The 19,887-nt window shown below is 68.8% G+C and carries 16 protein-coding genes and 2 pseudogenes; 9 read left to right on the forward strand and 9 right to left on the reverse strand.

Going from position 1 to position 19,887, the window contains the following annotated elements; translation table 11 throughout:
• Nucleotides 1-30: 30 nt before the first annotated feature.
• The 4 genes from AB0H86_RS07970 to AB0H86_RS07985 form a co-directional block, all read right to left on the reverse strand.
• The gene (locus AB0H86_RS07970) at nucleotides 31-255 is read right to left on the reverse strand and encodes a hypothetical protein (protein WP_362434359.1); all 225 of its coding nucleotides are present in this window, start codon (nucleotides 253-255) and stop codon (nucleotides 31-33) included.
• 142 nt (nucleotides 256-397) lie between these two features.
• On the reverse strand, nucleotides 398-1,198 hold the full coding sequence (locus tag AB0H86_RS07975) for a hypothetical protein (RefSeq protein WP_362434362.1): 801 nt from the start codon (nucleotides 1,196-1,198) through the stop codon (nucleotides 398-400).
• Nucleotides 1,199-1,618: 420 nt separating this feature from the next.
• Entirely contained in the window at nucleotides 1,619-2,173 is a 555-nt protein-coding gene (locus AB0H86_RS07980; protein WP_362434365.1) for an XRE family transcriptional regulator, read from the reverse strand.
• Nucleotides 2,174-2,183: 10 nt separating this feature from the next.
• Nucleotides 2,184-4,397, reverse strand: coding sequence for a helix-turn-helix transcriptional regulator (locus AB0H86_RS07985; protein WP_362434367.1), 2,214 nt, complete (start codon nucleotides 4,395-4,397; stop codon nucleotides 2,184-2,186).
• A gap of 188 nt (nucleotides 4,398-4,585) precedes the next feature.
• On the opposite strand from AB0H86_RS07985, the gene AB0H86_RS07990 reads away from it, so the two are divergent.
• Nucleotides 4,586-4,924, forward strand: coding sequence for a transposase (locus tag AB0H86_RS07990; RefSeq protein ID WP_362434369.1), 339 nt, complete (start codon nucleotides 4,586-4,588; stop codon nucleotides 4,922-4,924).
• A 175-nt stretch (nucleotides 4,925-5,099) separates the two neighbouring features.
• Nucleotides 5,100-6,005, forward strand: coding sequence for a hypothetical protein (locus AB0H86_RS07995; RefSeq protein ID WP_362434372.1), 906 nt, complete (start codon nucleotides 5,100-5,102; stop codon nucleotides 6,003-6,005).
• Nucleotides 6,006-6,119: 114 nt separating this feature from the next.
• Here the strand turns inward: AB0H86_RS07995 and AB0H86_RS08000 are convergent.
• The 3 genes and pseudogenes from AB0H86_RS08000 to AB0H86_RS08010 form a co-directional block, all read right to left on the reverse strand.
• Nucleotides 6,120-6,296, reverse strand: a pseudogene (locus AB0H86_RS08000) (transposase); the annotation flags it as partial.
• Nucleotides 6,297-6,359: 63 nt separating this feature from the next.
• The gene (locus tag AB0H86_RS08005; RefSeq protein ID WP_362434374.1) at nucleotides 6,360-6,848 is read right to left on the reverse strand and encodes a carboxymuconolactone decarboxylase family protein; all 489 of its coding nucleotides are present in this window, start codon (nucleotides 6,846-6,848) and stop codon (nucleotides 6,360-6,362) included.
• A 388-nt stretch (nucleotides 6,849-7,236) separates the two neighbouring features.
• A complete protein-coding gene (locus AB0H86_RS08010; protein WP_362435238.1) occupies nucleotides 7,237-7,770 on the reverse strand; it encodes an AAA family ATPase in 534 nt (177 codons plus the stop codon).
• Nucleotides 7,771-8,327: 557 nt separating this feature from the next.
• On the opposite strand from AB0H86_RS08010, the gene AB0H86_RS08015 reads away from it, so the two are divergent.
• The 4 genes from AB0H86_RS08015 to AB0H86_RS08030 all read left to right on the forward strand — a co-directional run bounded on the left by AB0H86_RS08015 (nucleotide 8,328) and on the right by AB0H86_RS08030 (nucleotide 12,833).
• Nucleotides 8,328-9,098 carry a ZIP family zinc transporter gene (locus tag AB0H86_RS08015; RefSeq protein WP_362434376.1) on the forward strand — a complete coding sequence of 257 codons (771 nt, stop codon included), beginning with the start codon at nucleotides 8,328-8,330 and terminating at the stop codon, nucleotides 9,096-9,098.
• A 595-nt stretch (nucleotides 9,099-9,693) separates the two neighbouring features.
• Nucleotides 9,694-10,632 carry a TauD/TfdA family dioxygenase gene (locus AB0H86_RS08020; RefSeq protein ID WP_362434379.1) on the forward strand — a complete coding sequence of 313 codons (939 nt, stop codon included), beginning with the start codon at nucleotides 9,694-9,696 and terminating at the stop codon, nucleotides 10,630-10,632.
• A 346-nt stretch (nucleotides 10,633-10,978) separates the two neighbouring features.
• The gene (locus AB0H86_RS08025; protein ID WP_362434381.1) at nucleotides 10,979-11,512 is read left to right on the forward strand and encodes a GNAT family N-acetyltransferase; all 534 of its coding nucleotides are present in this window, start codon (nucleotides 10,979-10,981) and stop codon (nucleotides 11,510-11,512) included.
• Between the two features lie 283 nt (nucleotides 11,513-11,795).
• Nucleotides 11,796-12,833 carry a DUF2332 domain-containing protein gene (locus AB0H86_RS08030; RefSeq protein WP_362434384.1) on the forward strand — a complete coding sequence of 346 codons (1,038 nt, stop codon included), beginning with the start codon at nucleotides 11,796-11,798 and terminating at the stop codon, nucleotides 12,831-12,833.
• A gap of 309 nt (nucleotides 12,834-13,142) precedes the next feature.
• Here the strand turns inward: AB0H86_RS08030 and AB0H86_RS08035 are convergent.
• Nucleotides 13,143-13,319: pseudogene (locus AB0H86_RS08035) on the reverse strand (substrate-binding domain-containing protein); the annotation flags it as partial.
• 347 nt (nucleotides 13,320-13,666) lie between these two features.
• On the opposite strand from AB0H86_RS08035, the gene AB0H86_RS08040 reads away from it, so the two are divergent.
• From AB0H86_RS08040 to AB0H86_RS08050, 3 genes are all read left to right on the forward strand, one after another.
• The gene (locus tag AB0H86_RS08040) at nucleotides 13,667-14,356 is read left to right on the forward strand and encodes an NAD(P)-binding domain-containing protein (protein ID WP_362434386.1); all 690 of its coding nucleotides are present in this window, start codon (nucleotides 13,667-13,669) and stop codon (nucleotides 14,354-14,356) included.
• 217 nt (nucleotides 14,357-14,573) lie between these two features.
• Nucleotides 14,574-15,953, forward strand: coding sequence for an MFS transporter (locus tag AB0H86_RS08045; RefSeq protein WP_362434388.1), 1,380 nt, complete (start codon nucleotides 14,574-14,576; stop codon nucleotides 15,951-15,953).
• A 156-nt stretch (nucleotides 15,954-16,109) separates the two neighbouring features.
• The gene (locus tag AB0H86_RS08050) at nucleotides 16,110-16,586 is read left to right on the forward strand and encodes a hypothetical protein (protein ID WP_362434391.1); all 477 of its coding nucleotides are present in this window, start codon (nucleotides 16,110-16,112) and stop codon (nucleotides 16,584-16,586) included.
• 90 nt (nucleotides 16,587-16,676) lie between these two features.
• Here the strand turns inward: AB0H86_RS08050 and rph are convergent, their stop codons facing one another.
• Nucleotides 16,677-19,274: a rifamycin-inactivating phosphotransferase gene (gene rph / locus AB0H86_RS08055; protein ID WP_362434393.1), complete on the reverse strand. Its 2,598-nt coding sequence runs from the start codon at nucleotides 19,272-19,274 to the stop codon at nucleotides 16,677-16,679.
• Between the last annotated feature and the right edge of the window lie 613 nt (nucleotides 19,275-19,887).

Consider the following 19,887-nt stretch of genomic DNA (forward strand, 5'->3'; position numbering starts at 1 on the left):
GACAATCGCAGCGGCCCAGCCCGCCGGTCGTCAGCGCCGGCGGAGGGCGAACGCCACGGCGAACGCGGCAATCAGCGCCGAGGCCACCCCGCCTACCGCCCCGATCGGCCCGGTCAACGAGGGGTGGACCAGGCACAGGTAGAGCGTGGCGCCCAGGACCAGGACGATGACGATCCCCAGCACCAGGAGCAGCACGGGGTCCGTGCCCGAGGGCTGCGTGGCCGGCGGCTGCTGGGACTGGTCGGTGGTGGGCATGAGGGTTCCCTCCCTGGGATGCTTGCGGACGGTCCGCAGGCGGAACGCGGAGCATGAGACGCCCGCACCCCTTTGCGTCACGGGGTGCCAGGCGGACAGCAGAGTGCGAGACAGCGGGGTTAGGGCCGCAAGTCGACCGGGATCACCGCCCAGCGATCGCGGCCGTCTTCCTGGGCTTGCGCGGCCGTGTGATGGCGGTGCGCTGGTACTGGTGGGCCATGGTGAAGCCGAGCGGGGAGAGCGGGGCTTTGGTGCGGTGCTCGTGTCGCTCGACGAGCCCGAGGGCGACGAGCTTCTTCAGCCCGCGTTCGTGGGTGTCAGGGGACCAGCCGTACCACTCGGGGGCTTTCTCCGCGGGGAAGGTCGACCAGTTCTTCTCGCGGGCGACGACCAAGAACAGGGCCAGGCCCGGCAGGTCCAGGTCCTCGTCACGGCCCAGCGTCCAGAACGTGGTCGGGATCTGCAGGAAGCGGTTCTCCTCCTTGTCGCCCACGGGGCGGTCGTAGGGCTTCCCGCTGCCGTCCTCACGCAGGAGTGTGACCGTGATCATGGTCCCGCTGCGGCCGCATTCGATTAGCTTGCGCGCCTGCAGTCGGCGCAGGGCCCGCCAGGCACCGGTACGGGCGGACTGGTCGGTCGCGGTCTCGTGGATGTCCATCAGCCGGGCCCACACCGCGCTGTCGTGCGTGGTCGACCAGCCGTTGTCCCCGTTGCTGCACGCGGCCACGATGATCAGGTAGGCCTTCAGGCCCCGCAGGTCCCTCCCGGTCACGAAGTCCTTCAGGGGCCCATGGCGGCTGGCGGCCCCCTTGTTCGCCTGAACGAAGGTCTTGCGCAGAGGCACGTTGGCCCGGATCGAACGGGTGAGGACCGCCGTACGCGTATCCCGCCCAGTCGCGGTCGTCTCCTGCATGTCCCGCTTGGCGGGCCTCGTCGTCTTCATGCATCAGACGGTAGCCAGTTGAGCCTCCAACCCCAAACGATTCAGCTCCCTGGGAGCTGACGCACCAGCTACTGATCACGGACGTTCCAGCGGGTGTTTGAGAGTGCCTGATGAAAGGTCCATGTGGCAGATCCAGGTGAGAGGCCCAGGTGAAAGGTCAACTGGGATAACTACTGTTTGGGATGGGGGTACACCTCAGCTCCGCAACCCGCATGCCCTGCCGCCGCCGTCCCGGCACTACGGCGGACCCGACCGACCGCCTCGCTCTTCCGGCCGCCGAGCCCGCTTCGCGCCCCTGGCCCCGTTCCACCAGCATCCACAACACGAGGCCGCAGGCGGCCCTCTGAGCGTCCTTCAGGCACTGCTCTGACCCTGGGGAGGTCGTTCCACACCCGGCTGGTCCGGGGCCCGCGCCGTGGATCAGAGGTCGAACTCCAGGTGTTCCAGGTCGGTGAACTCCACTTCCAGGCCGTGGGCGCGACGGCCGCTGTCACGGAAGTAGACCTCACCCAGGGCCTCGGCCGCGATCTGGCGCAACTGGTCCTCTGTGGCGCCGGCTTCCCGAGCATCGAAGAGGCGGGCTGCATGATGGGGCGGGAGGGCGAGGGTGAGGTGGCGCAGCCGGGCATCGTCGGTCGTGCCGGGGGCGGCGGTGAAGCCGAAGCGGGCGCGGGTGTCGATGACGATGCCGCCCGTGGTGGCCGCGGTCTGCTTGGCCTTGGCCCGGATCTGCGGCTGCCAGAGCTTCCTCACCTCGCGTTCCAGGCGCTCCGCGAGGTCCTTACGGGGCTTCTTGATCTGGTCCTTCACGTACCGTTCCACTGTCCGCTGCGAGACTCGGAGCATCTGGGCAACTACCTTGGTGCCCTTGTACTGCTTGACCAGGTACCGCATCTGCGCGCCGGCCGACTTCGGCACCGGGCGGGTGAACGCCTTCTGCACCGCGGCGTCCAGGCCGTCCCCGAACATGCTCATCGTGGTCTACCTACTCCCCGGTGTCCTGGTCGGTGACAGTGCCGTCCTTGATGTACCGGGCGAGGTTGAGCTCCGGGGCGTCGAACTGCTCGCGGACGCCCTCGCCCCACAGCACGCTCTGGGTTCCCTCCCACTTGATCAGCCCGGGGTTCACGCCGAGCTTGAAGCCGCCCGGCAGGGGCTTGCCGTCCCTGTAGGGCAGGAAGTCCAGCGGCGACGGCCCGTCGGCCGCGTACACGGCGCAGTCGGACAGGATCGCGACCGGGTACTGCCCGGTGAAGGCTGCATGCTTGACGATCTTGCGGTGCATGTTGATCCGCGTGCGGGCGATGACCGCGGCGCGGATGTCCGGGCGCCACGTCGGCCGGGACAGAGCCCGCCACGGCTGCCCGGGCTTCCAGCCCTCCCCGCGCGGGCGTTCGCGCAGTTTGCCGATGCCGCCCTTCACCGTCGCCTTGATCGCGGACACCACGATCGCCAACTGAGGGTCGCGCTGACGGTAGCCGTCCATCGCCGTCAGGAACTCCTCCGGCGACAGATCGGCGCCCACCCCGAGGTCGGCCATCGTGGCGATGTACGCGTCGCGCAGCCGGTTGTACCAGCCGTCCAGGTAACGCCCGTTGTCGTAGCGCACCCACGCCTCGACCGGCGCGACCTCGTAGCCGAGCTCCACCGCGTACGCCACGGTCGGCGTCGCGTACCAGGCCGGCCCCGTCGTGCACTCGCCCTTCGGCGTGAACGGACTGGGCAGCAGCTCGCCGTCCAGGTCCGCCCACTCCTTGCCGACCTTCACACGGGACAGGTCAACGTGGCTCAGGTCGACCAGCCAGGAGCCGGGCAGTTTGGGGTCGAACACCGGCTGCTTGACGTACGTCGGCGCACTGAGGCCGACCGTGAGGCCGTTCGCGCCGGCGGCGAAGGCCATGTTCACGTCGATGCCCACCAGGTTGCGGCGCAGGCATTCGGCGTCAGTGAGCGGGCGCGCCCAGTCGTACGCCTCCTCCACGAGGACCTCCGCCGGGGTGCGCTGGTGGAAGCGCGGCAGGTCGGCGAGCAGCGGGTGCCCGTCGGGGGCCTCGCACGGTGCGCAGTCCACCGGGTCCTTCCCCAGCGAGCCGGGATTGTGCTCGGAGTGCCGCTTGCCGTCGGCGTCCGGCTCGGAGGCGCGGGTCGGCGGGTGCAGGGCGGTCATCAGCTCCAGGCCTGTCACGGCGGTGGAGCCGCGCGGCGTCATCACCCTCGACGCGTACGTACCGAGCAGCTGGGCGAGTTCGGCGGGCGGAAACTGCCCGGCCTCGCCCCAGTGGCGGGTGTCCAACGCCTGCCAGGACGGGATGCACAGCTGTACGCAGGAACGCTCCGACCCCTGCGCGGGGCGGTAGATCCTTGCCCATGGCCCGAAGCCGCGCTTCGTCAGCTGCCAGTCCGCGCGGGCCAGTTGCTTGATGACCTTGTGGCCTTCCGGGATTCGCCCGGCGAGCCGCTCCTCATCTGTGAGGGCGATCGGCAGGCCATAGCGCTCGCAGGCGGCCTCGGTCAGCACGAGCAGCGGATCGGCATCCTTGCCCGGCCCGGACAACTTCGGCTGCCCCAGCTTCGCCTCGCGCAGGGTCCAGTCCACCAGGGCCGGGATCGACTTGGCGGGCACATCCAGGACCAGGCCGCCGGTGCAGTACGCCAGCACCTGCCCGTCCTCGACGTCGACGACCGCCAACGGCCCGTTCTCGAACCGCGGGTCGGTGCCGACCGCCGGGACGGGCTTTCTCTCGCCCTGGCGGCGCGACGTCGGCCTGGTCGTGGCCGCCGGCCGCGGTACAGCGGCAGGGGCGGCGGGGCGGCGTGCGGTGTTCGCAGGTTCCGCAGTTGGGTCTGTGGTGCCGGTGTGGGCTTGGGCAGGTTCAGCTACCGGTGGCGCAGGAGCGGCCGCAACGGCAGGCGTCTCGGGGACCGCCGTGTCCGCCGCGGGAACCGCGGCGTTGGGGTCGGCGGGGTAGAGCTGGGCGAGCTGCTTGAGCATGCGGGCGTAGGCGTCGCGCTCCGGCAACCGCGGCTCGGTCTTACCGGCCTCCCAGCCGCTGACCGTCGCCCGCCGCACCTGCAGTGCGGCGGCCACCTCGTCCAGCGTCAGGCCGTGCGCCTGGCGCAGCCGCCTGCGCTCCGCCGGGGGCGGCAACGGGGAACGGGACGCGACCAGCGCGTCGACCGCGTCGAACAGCTCGGACATACGGAACCTCCTGCCTCCGACCCTAGCGTGAAGCGCACGTTTCGCGTACCGAACGCGTACGGGCACCGTGTGCGTTTGGGTCGTCGCCATGAACTGTCCGATGCAGAGGGGGAGTTCGTCCGGCCGTTTCCGCCCGCGTCGCTGCGGGGGCGGAAGCGGCAGGATGACCGCAAGGTGCCAACGGGATCGTGTGGAAGTCCCGCGCAGGGACGGCCTGGCGGAACGTGCCCGAGCGGTACGGGCCGTGGGCCACGCTCCACACCCCTTTCCGCCGGTGGGCCATGGACGGCACGTTCGAGCGGATACTCCGGCCCCGCCCAGGCACGGGTCGCTGCGGCCGGGGACATCGACTGACTGGCGTCGGTCGACTCCACCATCGTCCGATCCCACCAGCAACCCCCCGCATCACTCCCGACGTGGGCGCGACACTTGAAGACAACTCCTTGCGGCAGAATTCGCCGGCTCGCATCTCGGTTACACGGCGGCCTGAGGCACGGAGGCCACGCCTGCCCGACTTACGACGCTGACACCTGGTGTTGGCTGAAACATCAACTCATCACACCTGAAACACAGTTGTCGCACATCCTTCTGGTTGGCAGACTCGCCTCACCGACGGAAACATGCGGACAAGCGTGCGAACGCGCACGCGGAAGCATCACGTCGGTGGACGGGGCATACGTCATCTCACCAGGGGGAACATCCATGAACCTCAGCCTGCCCAGACGCGTCCTGGCCCGTGCCACCGCCACCCTCGCGCTGACCATGGCCACCGGCACCACCGGCATGCTCTCCGGCACCGAAGCGCACGCCCTGCCGGTCACCGGGGGCTCCTTCAGCTTCAGCGGCGACGAGGACGACTACATCAGCGGCGGCCAGTCCTACGCCTACGCGACGGCGTCCCAGGACCGCATGAACGTCTCGGGCAACACCGACAACGGGGTGGTCACCGTCTCCGTCGACGGAGCGAACGGCGACTGGTGGACCCTGAACCTCGCGGCGCCGTCCGGCAAGGCCCTGACGGCCGGGACCTACACGGGAGCCACCCGCTACCCGTTCAATGACGGGACCGAACCGGGCCTGTCGCTCAGCGGCAACGGCCGCGGCTGCAACCAGCTCACCGGCACCTTCACCATCTCCGCAGTGGAGTTCGGCCCCCAAGGCTACGTGAAGGAGCTCGACGCCACCTTCGTGCAGCACTGCGAGGGAGGCACCCCGGCCGCGCGCGGCGAGGTCCACATCGAGAACCCGCCCCCGCCGGCCGAACTCGGCCTGGGCCTCGACATCGCCCTGGACGGCACCGCGAGCTCCCTCAACGGCAAGGCCACCTTCCACGGCACGGTGAGCTGCAACAAGCCGGTGCAGGTGACCGTGGCGGGCAACGTCACGCAGGTGAAGAAGCGGGACCTCATCCGCGGTTCCTTCTCCACGTCGGTGTCCTGCACCCCGGGCGCCCCAATCACCTGGACCGGTGCGGCCGTACCCACCGGTTCGGTCCCCTTCCAGAAGGGGGACGTCGAGGTCGAGGGCCGCGCGACGGCGACGGACCCGGACTACGACCAGCCGGTAACGGTCAGCGAGACGGTGGCGGTCCGCCTCACCCGGGTCTGATCCCCACGTCCTGACACACAGCCACAGCCACACCGCCCGGCCCGGGCCCTGGTCCTCTCGAGGAGCGGGGCCCGGGCCGGGTCGCGTTGTGCGGCACCTGGGCCACGGGGCTACTTAGCTTGTTCTTGATCTTCCGGGCCGGCCGATGGCTTTGAGGGTTTCTGGACGCTTGACGGTCTTGCCCACGTCGTAGCGGGGTGCCGGGCGGCGGTTCTTGGCGCCGGGTTGCCGTCCGGGTCCAATACCACGGGGTTGGGGAACACGGGCCGGGCAGAGCAGGTGAGCGCGGATGCAGTTCATCGACGACTATGTGGCCCCGCGTCGCCGGATCGTCCGACCCCGCTGACGGACAGGTCAGTCCCACTGCTCGTCCGCGAGGGAGCTGACGGGCTGCGGCTTGCCGATGACTGCCAGGGCGATGAAGAAGTTGATCTGGCCGATCGCGATGGTCAGGGTGGCCAGCGCCTTCTCGTCGTAGTGCTCCGCCACCTCGGCATACAGCTCGTCGGAGACGCGCTCCTTGCCGTGCGGGGCGGGCTGGAGGGTGGCCTCCACCAAGGCTAGGGCGGCGCGCTCGGCATCGGTGAAGTACAGCTCGTCCTGCCAGGAGGAGACGGCGGTGATGCGCTCCTCGGACTCCCCGGCCTTGCGCAGGAAGCCGGTGTTCAGGATCGTCAGGTAGGTGTTGCCGACAATCTGCCCCGCGCGCAGGTGGACGAGGTTCATCGTGGTGCGCGGCACCGAGTGGTTGCCCGTGGCCCGGAAGAGGGCGGCGCTGATGTCGTTCAGCTCGGGCACGAACTCGGCCGGGTTGGGCATCCGGGAGATGGAGGTGTTCGTCATGGCTGCTCTCCTTCGCTTCGGCCTGGTTGGCGTCTCCACAGCACTGACGGAACGGCGCACGCAGATGTGACAGGAATGCGGAGAGGTTCTCTGGCGTGCTCCGGACTGGTGACAACCCCAGCGGACGCCCTACGGCCATGATTGCGGCCGGCGCAGACATCGGACTCAGTCACCTAACCGCTGGCCGCTTCCTCGTGCCGGTCTGCCGTCGCGCGCACGACCAGGTCCAGGACGCCGTCCAGGGCGAGGCGCAGGCCCCGCCCGTTCTCGGATGCCGCGCGGCTGGTCGACTCCAGTGCGGCAGCGCACCGTGCAGGACTACGGCAAGCTGCCCGTGCGTGACCTTCGGGTCGGCCGCGGCGGCCGCAGTTCCGCGACCAGGCCTAGGTCAGCGGTCCAGTGCGGGCAGGTGGGCCAGGCCGGTGTCGAGCATGATGCGGCCGACGGTCTCGTGCAGGGCACTGTCCGCGCCGATGACGGTCTCGATGCCGCCGGGCAGCAGATCGCGCGGCCGGTACCAGTCGCGCAGTTGGGTCTCGTTGACGTCATCGCAGATCGGCTTGGTGGCGTGCCGGGCGAGGGTTTCGGCGAACGGCACGTCCAGGTAGTAACTGTGGCTCGGGCCGCGGTGGTCGGCGCGCAGCAGGGTGAGCATGTCGCCGTAGCGGTCGGCGTACAGGATGCCTTCGACGACGACGTGATACCCGGCGTCCAGGGCGTAGCGGGCCGTCAGGTCGATCAGGCCGATGTTCGCGGCCCCTGGACGGTCGCGTTCGCGGAGCACGATGCGGCGGAGGTTGTCCTGCCCGACCAGGGCCAGGCCGCGGCCGAACCTCTCACGCAGGCCGGCCGCGACGGACGACTTGCCCGAGGCGCTGTTGCCGCGCAGCACGACCAGCCGCGTTTGTTCGGTGCCCACCATCACGGCGGTCACCATAGCGAGGGCCGGTGACACTGCCAGGGGTTTTCGTTGATACCTGACCGTCATGCCTCACGTCGGCCTCGCGCCCGGCCATGGCAGGCACCGGACGCGAGGCTGTCTCACGTGCCCGAGCGGTGGCATGGTCAGCCATCCGCCCGCGCGGGGTGCAGTATCAGCGACGTATGGTGCCGCGGTGGTGGCGGTCGCGGCCCCAGGGCTTCTACCGCGCTCTCCTGCCACCACCAGATCGCCAGCCTCACCCCAGGCGCACAATTAACCGCGGCCTGCCGCCGTGACCACGGCGCTTGCGATGGGCGGGACGGAGCCCGTCAAGGCGCGGACGATGGCGGGCGCGGTGCTCACCGGTGATGCTGGTTCGTCGGCCGGCTTGGGCCACTGCTGCTCTTCCACAGCGACCCCGGCGCCGTGGAAGAGGCCAAGGACATCGCGCTCCAGGCCGTCGACCACTCCTGCTCAGCCTGGGGTGAAGTAGTAACCAGGGCGTATGCCGCGCCGGTCGCCGTTGATCCACATCCAAAGCGGGTAGACGGGTCGGCATGGCTGAAGTGGTGGAAGCTGGACTAGCTGGACTATGGGGACTGGTGGCGGGCTCGGCGCTGTTGCTCGGTGCCGCGCTGGGGTACGGGCTGCGGGTGCCGCAGAAGGTGATCGCGACGGTGATGGCCTTCGGGGCCGGGGTGCTGATCTCAGCGGTGTCCTTCGAGCTGGTCGGGGAGGCATATGAGGAGGCGGGGCTTGCTCCCGCGGCCGTCGGCACTCTCATCGGCGCCGTGGCCTACACGGGCGGCAACGTGTGGTTGGCCCGCCGGGGTGCCCGCCACCGCAAGCGCTCTGGTGGTGCCTCAGCGCAGGCGCAGCCCTCGGAGGCCGAGCAGGGCGGGTCCGGGACGGCGCTCGCGCTCGGCGCTCTGCTCGACGGGGTGCCGGAATCCGCGGTGATCGGCGTCAGCCTGCTCGACGGCGGGGCGGTCAGTCTGGTGACGGTGGCCGCGGTGTTCATCAGCAACGTCCCCGAGGGGCTGTCCAGTTCGGCCGGGATGAAGAAGGCCGGCCGCACCAAGAGGTACGTCTTCGGTGTCTGGGCGGCGATCGCCGCGGCCAGTACGGTGTCGGCCGTCCTCGGTTACACCGTGGTCGGTTCCTTCTCCCCCGCCGTGATCGCCGCGGTGACCGCAGTGGCGGCCGGGGCGATCCTCGCCATGATCGCCGACACGATGATCCCCGAAGCGTTCAACGACGCCCACCTGGCCATCGGACTGATCACCGTCAGCGGCTTCCTCGTCTCCTTCGCCCTCTCCCACACCTGACCGCTGAGGTACGGGGCCGGGACGCGCGCCTCCTGCGCCCCGCCGGACGCCCGGGCGGGTGCGTTTCCTTTCTCACGTACAGGACGGCAGGAAAGCGGCGCCGACCTCCCCAGGCACTGCGCCGCTTTCCCCACCAGCACAGCCCGCCTACCCCGGGATCACGGTCCCAGCCATACAGGGACCGCAGCCGGACCGCCTCCGATGCAGCCGGGGCCCGGCACCATTGACAGCGGCGGGGAGAAGATCACACACTCCTCCCATGACCACCTCCTGGTTCGACTCGACACCGGAGCACCTCTGTTGCCCCGATCGAACCGGGTGTGAACGCTCCGGTCGATGACCGGCTGCCGCTGAGCCCTCTGCTCGCCGCACACCACGAGCGCGTCGGCGCCCCTCGGCGCGGACAACACAGAGCGTCTTTCGTCCCCGACCTGCCGGCCCCGACCTGCCGGACGCGTACCGCCTCCTGCCGACAGCCGTCCCGGCCGAGAACCCTGCGCTCACGGACGGGTCACCTTGTTCGTATCCACGCACCCCCTGATCAGGTCCGTGTCCACGCCTTTCGTGATCGGGCCGACCCGAAGGAGACATCTCCATGACCGCCACGGCCGCCGGACCGGCAGCCATACTTCGCGACGCACGCATCCCGGGCGACGGGATCTACGAGGGCACGCGCATCCTGCGCCGGCTGCCCGACGGGTGGGAGGAGCGGCCCTACGAACAGTTCGACGTCGTCCCGCAGGCCCGCACGATCGGCGCCGAGATCAGTGGCGTCGACCTCTCGCGCCCGCTCACGCCCCACTTGCGCGATGAGCTGAACCGCGCCCTGCTGGAGTGGAAGGTCCTCTTCTTCCGCTCCCAGCACCTCACCAGCGACCAGCAGCGGTCCTTCGCCCGCAACTGGGGCGAGCTGGAGACCAATCCGCTGCTGGCCGCCGGTGCGAGCGAGGACGTGGTCCGGTTCGACAAGAGCGGCGGCACCACCCCGACCTTCGAGAACGTCTGGCACACCGACGTCACCTTCCGTGAGCGCCCCGCACTCGGTGCCGTGCTGCAACTGCGCGAGGTGCCGCCGTTCGGCGGCGACACGATGTGGACGGACATGGCCGCCGCCTACGACAACCTCCCCCAAGAGGTGAAAGACCGCGTCGGCGACGCCCGTGCCGTGCACGACTTCATCCCCGGCTTCGCCCGCTTCTACGCTCCCGACCGGCTCGCCCCCTTCCAGGACCTGTTCCCGCCCGTGGAACACCCCGTCGTGCGCACGCATCCCGACACCGGACGGCGCATGCTGTTCGTCAACACCTCGTTCACCACCCGCATCACCGGTATGGACCGCGACGAGAGCGACCGGCTGCTGCGCCTGCTGTTCCAGCAGGCGCACGTCCCCGAGTACCAGGTGCGTTTCCGCTGGCAGCCCGGCGACATCGCGTTCTGGGACAACCGCGCCACCCAGCACTACGCCGTCAACGACTACGGCTCCCAGCGCCGCGTCGCGGAACGGGTCGCCATCGCCGGCGACCGTCCCCACTGACCCGACCGCCGGGCAGGGCAACCAGGGGTGGCTGCGTATGGCCGACGCCCAGGAATCGATGCTCCGGGTCCTTGAGCTCGTTAGCCTGGACCAGGCCATCCCCTGCCATCCCACCATCGAGCACTATCGAGCACCACCAGTGCACCTGCTGAAGTGCAGGTCTTGGTGGCTACTTGCTTGAGGGATGGAGCTGCCGGAGAAGCGGCTCAGCATGCGCGGCTCGCACCAGCCTGATGCCGCGACTTTCGGCACATCCGCGCTTGGGGGTGTCTTCAAAGTGATCTCTCATCGACGGTTGAGGCCTACAGATGTGACAACGCCGAGGCCATACGCGAGGCTCGTCGACATGGAGATCAGAACGGGTGTGCGGGGCGATGTGGAGCAGATCGCGGCGCTTCACGCGGAGAGTTGGCGTACGGCATATGCAGGGATTATGCCGAGTAGTTTCTTGGGCGGCCCCCTGTTCGAGGACCGGCTGGCGCTATGGCACGGACGAATTCTCGAGCCGCAGCCGGCTGCAGGACTGTTTGTGGCCGTGAGCGGAGGCGAGATGGACGGTTTCGCGTACCTCGTTCCGCGCCCCGACGGCCGCATCCTTCTGGACAATTTGCATGCCCGGCCGGGCCGTACTGGTTCCGGCATCGGAGGCCGACTGCTCCGACACTCTCTCGCGTGGGCTGCCACCGAGCATCCCGGGCGGGATGTCTATCTGGAGGTACTGCGCGCCAATGCACGCGCCATTGCCTTCTACGAGCGACACGGCGCTCTCCGTACCGACGAGCGCGTCTGCCTGTTCGAGCAGGGTTTTGCGCTGCCTGAGCTCGAGTACACCTGGGCGGCCGGGTCAGTGTCGATGGCTTCGGGCTCGTTGTCACAGTGATCGCGTCCAGATCAGGAGCGATGTGAGGGTGACTCCTGCTTCGTAGGAGATGGCAGTCTTGTCGTACTGGGGCGCGTCCCACGGAAGTTCTTGAGTGGCAGGTTGGAGTGCTCGCTCTTGGTTGAGGAGCGGCAGTAGCCGGCGAGTCGGTCGAGAATCTTCTCCGCCCTCTTGTGCCAGGTAAGGGGTCATGGGGTTTCGTGCCGATGGCTAGGATCGCAGGATGCCGAGGCCGACTGCAGGAAGCGCCGCACCCGTGGGCAGGGCCCGCACACTCGCCCAGGTGTACCGGCGCTTCGGTGAGGTCGACGCCGCCGGAACATCGCCGCTGTACGAGCGCGTCGCCGTCGCCCTGAGTGAGTCCGACGAGGCGTTGCGCGCCATCGAGGCGGCGCCGGCGCGCAAGCGGCACCCCACGGTGATCCTCGCCGCGCTGCACGACCTCGCCCTCGCCGGACGCGCCCCGGCGCTCGCCGCGGCTTATGCCGCTGCGGACGGTGACGCTGCCGCCGACGCGGCGCTCAACACGCTGCTGCGAATGACCGACTCGGTCGTGGCCATCGCCGTGCGCCGGCAGACACGGACCAATGAGACTGGACGCTGCGCCGTGCTGTATCCGGCTATTGCCGAGGCAGCGCACCGGGTGGGCGCGAATGCGGTGGGGCTGATCGACGTGGGCTGTTCGGCCGGGCTCAATCTCAATGTCGATCGCGTTGGCATCACGTACGACAACGGGCAATCGCTGGGCGACGCGGCATCTTCCGTACAGCTGTCGACTTCGATCGTGGGAGATCGGCCGATCCCGGCTCGGGCGATGCCCGAGGTCGTCGCCCGGGTCGGCGTCGACCTCGATCCGGTCGACGTGACCGACGCGGATGACGCCCGATGGTTACGCGCCTGCCTGTGGCCGGATCAGCCGGAGCGGGTTGCAAGGCTCGAAGCGGAGATGGCGTTGGCGGCGACGGCTCCTCCGCTGCTGTTGCAAGGCGACGCCGTCGAGGTGTTGCCCGACGCCTTCGCCCGTGTGCCCGCGGACGCCTTGCCTGTCGTCACCACGACGTGGGCACTGTCGCACTTCCCGCTCGAGCGCCGCCTGCGCTTCTTGCACCGCCTCGACGAAGCGGCGGGCGGCCGGGCGGTGGCGTGGGTGTCAGCGGAGGGGGTCGGAGTCGCGCCGGCGATACCGACACTTGGCGATCGCCGCGCCTCCGGCCACAGCATCATCGGCCTGGCAGTGTTCGAGCAGTCGGCACTGCACGCCGAGGCCATTGGCCGCTGCTGGTCGCAGGGCCGCTTGCTGGCGTGGCTGGCAGATTCCTAGACCTTCTGGTGGTGTCTGTTTCTTTGGGGTTCTGGCCACATTCCGTGAGGGATCCGAAAATGTCGCGGGCGGCGGCCACCTGTCGACTGACCAGCATCAACACCGCGCAGGGTGCCCAAAGCTTGTGGCGGCCGGACACGGATTCACCAACGGTGTCGCTGCAATGCCGGGGTGGGTCGCTGTTCGCACCCGGCGGCTGAAGGCCGCCGCGAGGTCATGGGCGAAGCCCATCGCGATGTGCCGGGCCGTCGGCTTCCGCATCCAGAAGGCGGCGAGGCGGGGCTCCTTGTGCTTTTGCCTGGCCGCGAGTCAGTTGTCCTGGCAGCGCCCGTTGGTCCCCCGTACAACCAGCTTCGGGTCCAACACCGCCTCCTGATGCTCCAGGTCCGGGCTCTCCATGCGCGCGACGGCGAACCGCACGGCATACTCCGCCGTGAGCAAGGAGTCTTGACGGACCGTCGTCAGACTGACCGGCATCAGATGCGAATCGAGCGCGGCCAAGTACCGCCGCTTGCTCTGGCAGCGGGGGATCCGGTGGCGGGTCATCTTGACCAACGGCGGAAAGACATCAGTGACAGCGTCGCAGCCGGCTACGGTCCCGTGCCCTCGCCCGGCCGAGCGCCCTACTGGCGGACAATCGGGTGAGATCCGCACCATCCACATCCCGGACAGCAGGGGTGAAGGACTTCTGTCTGCTTACCTGAGCAGCGCACCTGACCCGCCCGGCCCCTGCCCAATCGGACAGATCGGCATACCGGACAACTCCGTCTGGTTTTCTGGCCGGCCGCGGGCACCGGTGTCCCCCGGCCCGCCTCGCAAAGGAACCGATCCCCATGCGTTACGCAGTCCTCGGTACCGGCATCGTCGGCCGGACCATCGCCGCCAAACTCGTCTCCCTCGGCCACGAGGTCGTCATCGGTACCCGCGACCCCGCAGCCACTCTCGCCCGCACCGACCCGGACGCCATGGGCAATCCGCCCTTCGCCGCGTGGCACGTGGATCACTCGGACGTGCCCCTGCAGACGTTGGACGAGGCCGCCGCCATCGGCGAGACCGTCGTCAACACCACCGCCGGCGTAGCCACGCTCGACGCCCTCACCGCCGCGGGTGGCGCGAACCTGGCCGGCAAGGTCCTCATCGACGTCGCCAACCCGCTCGACTTCTCGGAGGGCATGCCGCCCCGGCTGGACCCCGTCAACACCGACAGCCTCGGTGAGCAGGTCCAGCGTGCCTTCCCCGAAGCGAAGGTCGTCAAGACCCTCAACACCATGAGCTGCTTCATCATGGTCGAGCCCGGCCGCGTCGCCGGTGCCCACAACGTGTTCGTCGGCGGCGAGGACGCCGGCGCCAAGAAACAGGTCGCCGAAATGCTGGTCTCGTTCGGCTGGCCCGAGAGCGCCGTCATCGACCTCGGCGGCATCGAGACCTCCCGGGGAACCGAGATGCTGCTGCCGCTCTGGCTACGCCTGATGGGGTCCCTCGGCCACACGGACTTCAACTTCCATATCCAAGGCGCCCGTTAGGGCTTGCGTCGTGATCAACCTTGCCGCTCCGGATCCGCCTGGACCACGCGGTCTCCCGAAATTTCGCGGCGCGATTTCGTGTGCTCCGTCCCGAGCGTCGTGGGCATGGGCACACGCCCGACGTCGAGGGTGCTTTCGTACCAGGACATCATGATTCCGTGGACGGGATGGAGTTGGGACCGTGGCGTTCGCGGGGTCGGCCGGTGGAGGTGAGTCAATGCCCTCTCCCCCGGCGGCCCCAGAGTCCGAGCGACGGTCCTGGGCACCGCTGCTGGCGGTGTGCGCCGGGTATTTCATGGTGATCCTGGATGTGACGGTCATCAACGTGGCCGTGCCGGTGATCGGCCGGGAACTGTCGGCATCGCTCACCGGCGTCCAATGGATCACCGACGGATACACCCTGGTGTTCGCCGGGTTCCTGTTGACCGGTGGCGCGCTGGGCGACCGGCTGGGCAACCGTCGTGTCTTCTGCGCGGGTGTGGCGGTTTTCACCGCGTCCTCGGCCGCGTGCGCGCTCGCGCCGAACGCCCCTTTTCTGGTAGCCGCCCGACTGGTGGAGGGGCTCGGCGCGGCGCTGATCGTGCCCGGTTCCCTGGCCCTGCTCCAGCAGGCCTACCCGGCGCCGGCCACCCGCTCGCGGGCCTTCGGGCTGTGGGGTTCGATGGCGGGCATCGCGGCATCAGCCGGACCGCTGCTGGGCGGGCTGCTCGTCACCACGGTGGGGTGGCGCTGGGTGTTCCTCATCAACCTGCCCGTGGGTGTGGCCTGCCTGGCGTTGGTCTTGCGGCATGTGGCACGCTCGCCCCGGCGGGCCGCCCGCGCCCTGGACTGGCCGGCACAGTGCGCGGTCGTCGCGGCGGTGGCGCTGCTGACCGCAGCGCTCAACGAGGCCGGACGGCGGGGCTGGTCAGATGTGGCTGTTCTCGCCGGAATGGGCCTGGCCGTGCTGGCCGCCGCGGCGTTCGTGGTGCGCGAGCGGCTTGCCCGCTCTCCTGTCCTTCCACTGAGCCTGCTGCGTTCTCGTGCGATGGGCGGCGGATCCGTCATCGGCCTGCTGTTCAACTTCGGCTTCTACGGCATGGTGTTCACCGCCAGCCTGGAATTCCAGCACCAGCGCGGCTACAGCGCTCTCGGCACCGGGCTGGCACTGTTCCCGGCGGTGGCGATGACCATGTTCGCCTCCGTCCTGTCCGGACGGCTGAGCCGCCGCACCGGCGACCGCCCCCTGGTGATCTCCGGCATGCTCCTGGCTGCCGTCGGGCTGGCCGGCTGGGCCTCGACGGGAGCCGACCCCGCCTACGCGCTGCTGGTGGCCCCGATGATGGCTGCGGGATTCGGTACGTCCTTCGCCCTCACCGGCTCGACCGCCACCGTGATGGGTGCCGCACCCCCGGAGTACTCAGGGGCCGCCTCCGCCCTGTTCAACACCACCCGCCAGATCGGCAGTGCCACCGGCGTAGCGCTCGGCGGCAGCCTGCTCGCGACAGCCACCGACTACAACACCGGCCTGCGGACGAGCATGGCCATCGGCGCGCTCGCCTACCTGACTGCCGCAGGCCTCGCGTGGCTGTGCGTGCCGGCGAAACCGAGCGGGTGAACCCGGAGCGTTCGTGCGCCTCACTCGGACGGCTCACACCCGCCCGCATGCGGCGGGCACCTCCGTACGAAGACCGGAACCCAGCCGGTGCACGCAAACCGACGCGCCCCGCACAGTGTGACGTGGGCAGCTTTTCTCCTCGGCAGAATGAGCCACATGGCCGTAGACAAGGACGCAGCGTTCACATTGCCGCGAGGCGCCACGGGATTCTTCCAGCCGAAGGACGGGCCGCTACCTGAAACCGACCAGCGGACGTTCCGGGCAGCGCTGTATGCGGCCGCCCGGGCGGCCAAAGGCCTTGTGGGCGAGATAGAGGCACAGACGTACCCTCGTACGTTCCACATCGCGACGGTCATCGAGGGCACAGGCGAGTGCATCATCCTGTGTCACGCCCACCACCCCTGGATCGCATTCGCTCAGGAACGCCGGGACTGGTACACCGAGGAGTTCCTCGCACCGCCACCGTGGGCCCATACCTTTGCCGACCTCGGGTTTGTAGTGCTTGATCGCGCGCAACTCACCTTGTCGCTCTCGGACATCGAAACCTCGGTCCTAACCCAGGGCGAGTGGCGCGAAGTTCGCTTCTACGGCATCACCACATTGGGCGGAGTGCTCTTCAACGCATGGGACTGACGTCCAATCAAGACTCCGCACTCGACGCTGGACGATAAACGTCAAGGTCAGGTGGGCAACGCGGTGTAGCACCCGCTTCCGAGTGGTCGGTCAAGACAGGATCTCGACGTACCCGTCGGTTCCGTGTACGCGGATCCGCTGCCCGTCCCGGATCAGCCGGGTCGCCTGCTCCACGCCAACAACGGCCGGCAGGCCGTACTCCCGGGCGATCACTGCGCCATGGGTCATCACGCCGCCCACCTCCGTCACCAGGCCCGCGATTCCGACGAACAGCGGCGACCAACTGGGATCCGTGTAGGTCGTGACCAGGATGTCGCCCGCTTCGAGATCGGCCTCCGCCATGTCAAGGATGACGCGGGCCCTTCCCTCGATGGTCCCGGCGGAGACCGGGAGGCCGATCAGGGCACCGGCCGGAACGTCGTCGCGCCGGTACGTGCCGGTGACGGCCTCGCCGTCCGATGTGAGGACTCGGGGCGGGGTGAGCGCGTGGTACGACCGAAACGCCTCCTTGCGCTGCTTGATGAGCCGGTCGTCCACCTGGTTCGAGCGCGCGACGTGACGGAACTCCTGGAATGTGAGGTAGAAGAAGTCCTCTTTCTCACGAAGCACGTTGGCCCGTACGAGGCGCTCGGCCTCCTCCAGCAGTGCCTGCTTGTAGACGAAGTAGCGGCTGATGATGCCGTACTTCGGGTACTCCCGGTACCCGATGAAGGTTCGGACTCGGTCGATCATCCGCTTGGCCTCGTCGGCTTTCTGGTCCCCGTCCGGCAGAGCCCGCAAGCGTGACAGCACGTCTTGCTCCTTCTTCTGCGCCTTCTGCCGCCCTTGCTCGAAGCGCCGCTCGGCGGTGCCCGGCTCGAAGTTCCTGACGTTGTCGAGGATCACGGGCACGAGCGTGGTGGGGCGCTCGCGCCAACGTGGCCTCGTGATGTCGATCTCGCCGACGCAGCGCATGCCGTACCGGTCCAGGTAGCCCTTGATCGCGTCACGTGCTTCGGTCCCGCCCGGGAGCTTCGCCAACTCGTCCACGAAGCCCTCATCCTCGACGTTTTGCAGGAACGCCACGACCTCGGGATGTGGGCGGATCACGTCCGCGACGTCAAGCAGCGCCAGTCCCATCTCCGAAGTGACGTTGCCGTGGGCGGACAGCGTAAGAGTGTCGGCCGCGTTCTTCTCGCCCAGCCACTCCTGGAGCTTGTCGTTGAGCCACCACGTGGCCTCCATCCCCGCCATGATCGCCTGAATGCTCAGTGGATCACTGAGGATTCGCTTGTGCTCCTCGAAGGCCTCCATCAGGAAGTCGAACAGCGCCGCTCCGGTCTTCGTCCTGATGTCGCGCTCCAGGGCTGCGACGGACGCCTGGCTGCGTTCGATCAGCTCGGTGACGATGGCCGGATCGGTCCCGATCGAGGCGGACGCGCCGACGGTCGGCGGGCCGCCGGGACCCGCGTCCGGGAGCGACGGGATGAAGTCGTCGCGGTCCAGGACGCTCTCCAGCGCGTTCCTGACCAGCGGATCGCCTCTCCCCACAACATCCAGGAGGCCGGCGCGGCTCGTGGGCGAGGCCAGGCGCCGGGTGACGTCGACGAACAGCCTCCCGCCGGCCTCGTGCATCGGCACCATGGCCGTCAGCTGCCACATGGAGAGCCCCAGGGGCTTCATGGCGTCGGTCATCATCTGCTGATGGCCGACGGAGACGTAGACGTGATTCTCCTGGTCGCTGGTCTCGGGGATGGGGAACAGCGTCGTGATCGGCCGGCTCTGTACGATCTGGAAGCCATCGTCGGCCAGGCACCATTCGATGTCCTGCGGGCGGCCGAAGTGCGCTTCGATCCGCCGTCCGAGCTGCACGAGCCGCACGACCTGCGCATCCGTCAGCGCCGGCTGTTCCCGTCGCTGTGCGTCGATCGCCACTTCCTGCGTACCGCCGGCCGGCAGGGCGTGCAAGGCACGCTGTTTGGCGGCGATCGTCCTGGCGACGACTTCACCGTCTCGCACCTTGAAGACGTCCGGGTTCACCAGGCCGGAGACCAGGGCCTCGCCGAGGCCGAAGCCGGCATCCACGGTGGCGACCTTCCGGTTGCCCGTGACGGGGTCGGCCGTGAACAGGATGCCTGCCGACTGCGGGAAGACCATTTGCTGCACGACCACGGCCATGTGGACCGTACGGTGGTCGATGCCGTTCCGCCGGCGGTAGGTCACGGCCCGCTCGGTGAACAGCGAGGCCCAGCACCGGCTGATGTGCTGGAGGATCGCCGTCGGCCCCACGACGTTCAGGTACGTGTCCTGCTGACCGGCGAAGGAGGCCGTCGGCAGGTCCTCTGCCGTCGCGCTGGATCGGACAGCGTAGGCGGCCTGCTCGCCGAGCCGGGCGAGCACGCGGGTGATCGCCGCCGCAAGATCGCCCGGGATGGCGGTCTCTTCGATGGTCCGGCGAATCTGCGCGCTGAGTGAGCGGATCTCCTCACGGTCGTCCGGGTTCAGGCGCGACAGCTGATCGAGCCGATCCTCGATCGACGGCGCTTCCGCCATGATCCGCCGGAAGGCGTCCGTCGTCACGCAGAAGCCAGCCGGCACGCGGATGCCTTCGATCCGCGACAGGCCGCCCAGGTGCGCGCCCTTGCCGCCGACGACCGCGACCTGCGTCTCGTCAACCTCTTGGAGATCCCGCACGTACTGCTCAATCATCGCGATACCTCCGGGGCGCCCGTGCTCCGTTGTACTGCGGTGGCCGATCGAGTCACCGGCGCTTCCCACCCTGCCGAACCTCTGGTCGAGCACGTCCTCATCCCTGGTTGCCTTCCCTCTGGCGAGTCGGGCGGCGCGCACCCCCGCGCCTCCGCACCGAGCACCCGTAACTGCACTGCAGGTCCCACCACTGGTTCGACGTCACCGCGTCCCCCATACGTCGACAACACACGCACGTCTTGGCCCCGTTTCCGCAGGTTGTAGCCTCGGCCGACAAGTTTGCGCCGTGACCCGGGTCTTGTGGCAAGCCCCCCAGTGCGCTATAAGTTGAGAGAGGCAAGGAGAGAACTCTCCTTGCCTTTGTCTTTTGCCGTTCCAATGGAACTGACAAGCTTCTCGCGAAGCGGTGGTGCGCCGCGTACGGGTACGCGGCGTTGGCCCAGGCGGATGGCCCATCGGCCTACCGATGCAGCCGCGGAACCAGAAAGTTCTTTGTCGGCAAGGCCCGAACAGCGAGCGCGCCGCCATCTCCCGGAGGTCGTCGCGGCACGCGAGTGCTGGTCCGAGCTCGCCAAACGCACGCTTGACAGTCGCCGTAGCTCAAATCGGCCGG

The sequence above is a fragment of the Streptomyces sp. NPDC050997 genome, from assembly GCF_040660135.1.
In the GTDB taxonomy this organism is placed as follows: Bacteria; Actinomycetota; Actinomycetes; order Streptomycetales; family Streptomycetaceae; genus Streptomyces.

Bases quoted from the DNA above. Each gene is read 5' to 3' on its own strand.
- AB0H86_RS08025 (WP_362434381.1), top strand. From the start codon at position 10,979: ATGGAGATCAGAACGGGTGTGCGGGGCGATGTGGAGCAGATCGCGGCG.
- rph (WP_362434393.1), bottom strand. From the start codon at position 19,274: ATGATTGAGCAGTACGTGCGGGATCTCCAAGAGGTTGACGAGACGCAG.
- AB0H86_RS08015 (WP_362434376.1), top strand. From the start codon at position 8,328: ATGGCTGAAGTGGTGGAAGCTGGACTAGCTGGACTATGGGGACTGGTG.
- AB0H86_RS08020 (WP_362434379.1), top strand. From the start codon at position 9,694: ATGACCGCCACGGCCGCCGGACCGGCAGCCATACTTCGCGACGCACGC.
- AB0H86_RS07985 (WP_362434367.1), bottom strand. From the start codon at position 4,397: ATGTCCGAGCTGTTCGACGCGGTCGACGCGCTGGTCGCGTCCCGTTCC.
- AB0H86_RS08010 (WP_362435238.1), bottom strand. From the start codon at position 7,770: ATGGTGGGCACCGAACAAACGCGGCTGGTCGTGCTGCGCGGCAACAGC.
- AB0H86_RS08005 (WP_362434374.1), bottom strand. From the start codon at position 6,848: ATGACGAACACCTCCATCTCCCGGATGCCCAACCCGGCCGAGTTCGTG.
- AB0H86_RS08050 (WP_362434391.1), top strand. From the start codon at position 16,110: ATGGCCGTAGACAAGGACGCAGCGTTCACATTGCCGCGAGGCGCCACG.
- AB0H86_RS08040 (WP_362434386.1), top strand. From the start codon at position 13,667: ATGCGTTACGCAGTCCTCGGTACCGGCATCGTCGGCCGGACCATCGCC.
- AB0H86_RS08045 (WP_362434388.1), top strand. From the start codon at position 14,574: ATGCCCTCTCCCCCGGCGGCCCCAGAGTCCGAGCGACGGTCCTGGGCA.
- AB0H86_RS07970 (WP_362434359.1), bottom strand. From the start codon at position 255: ATGCCCACCACCGACCAGTCCCAGCAGCCGCCGGCCACGCAGCCCTCG.
- AB0H86_RS07980 (WP_362434365.1), bottom strand. From the start codon at position 2,173: ATGAGCATGTTCGGGGACGGCCTGGACGCCGCGGTGCAGAAGGCGTTC.
- AB0H86_RS07975 (WP_362434362.1), bottom strand. From the start codon at position 1,198: ATGAAGACGACGAGGCCCGCCAAGCGGGACATGCAGGAGACGACCGCG.
- AB0H86_RS07995 (WP_362434372.1), top strand. From the start codon at position 5,100: ATGAACCTCAGCCTGCCCAGACGCGTCCTGGCCCGTGCCACCGCCACC.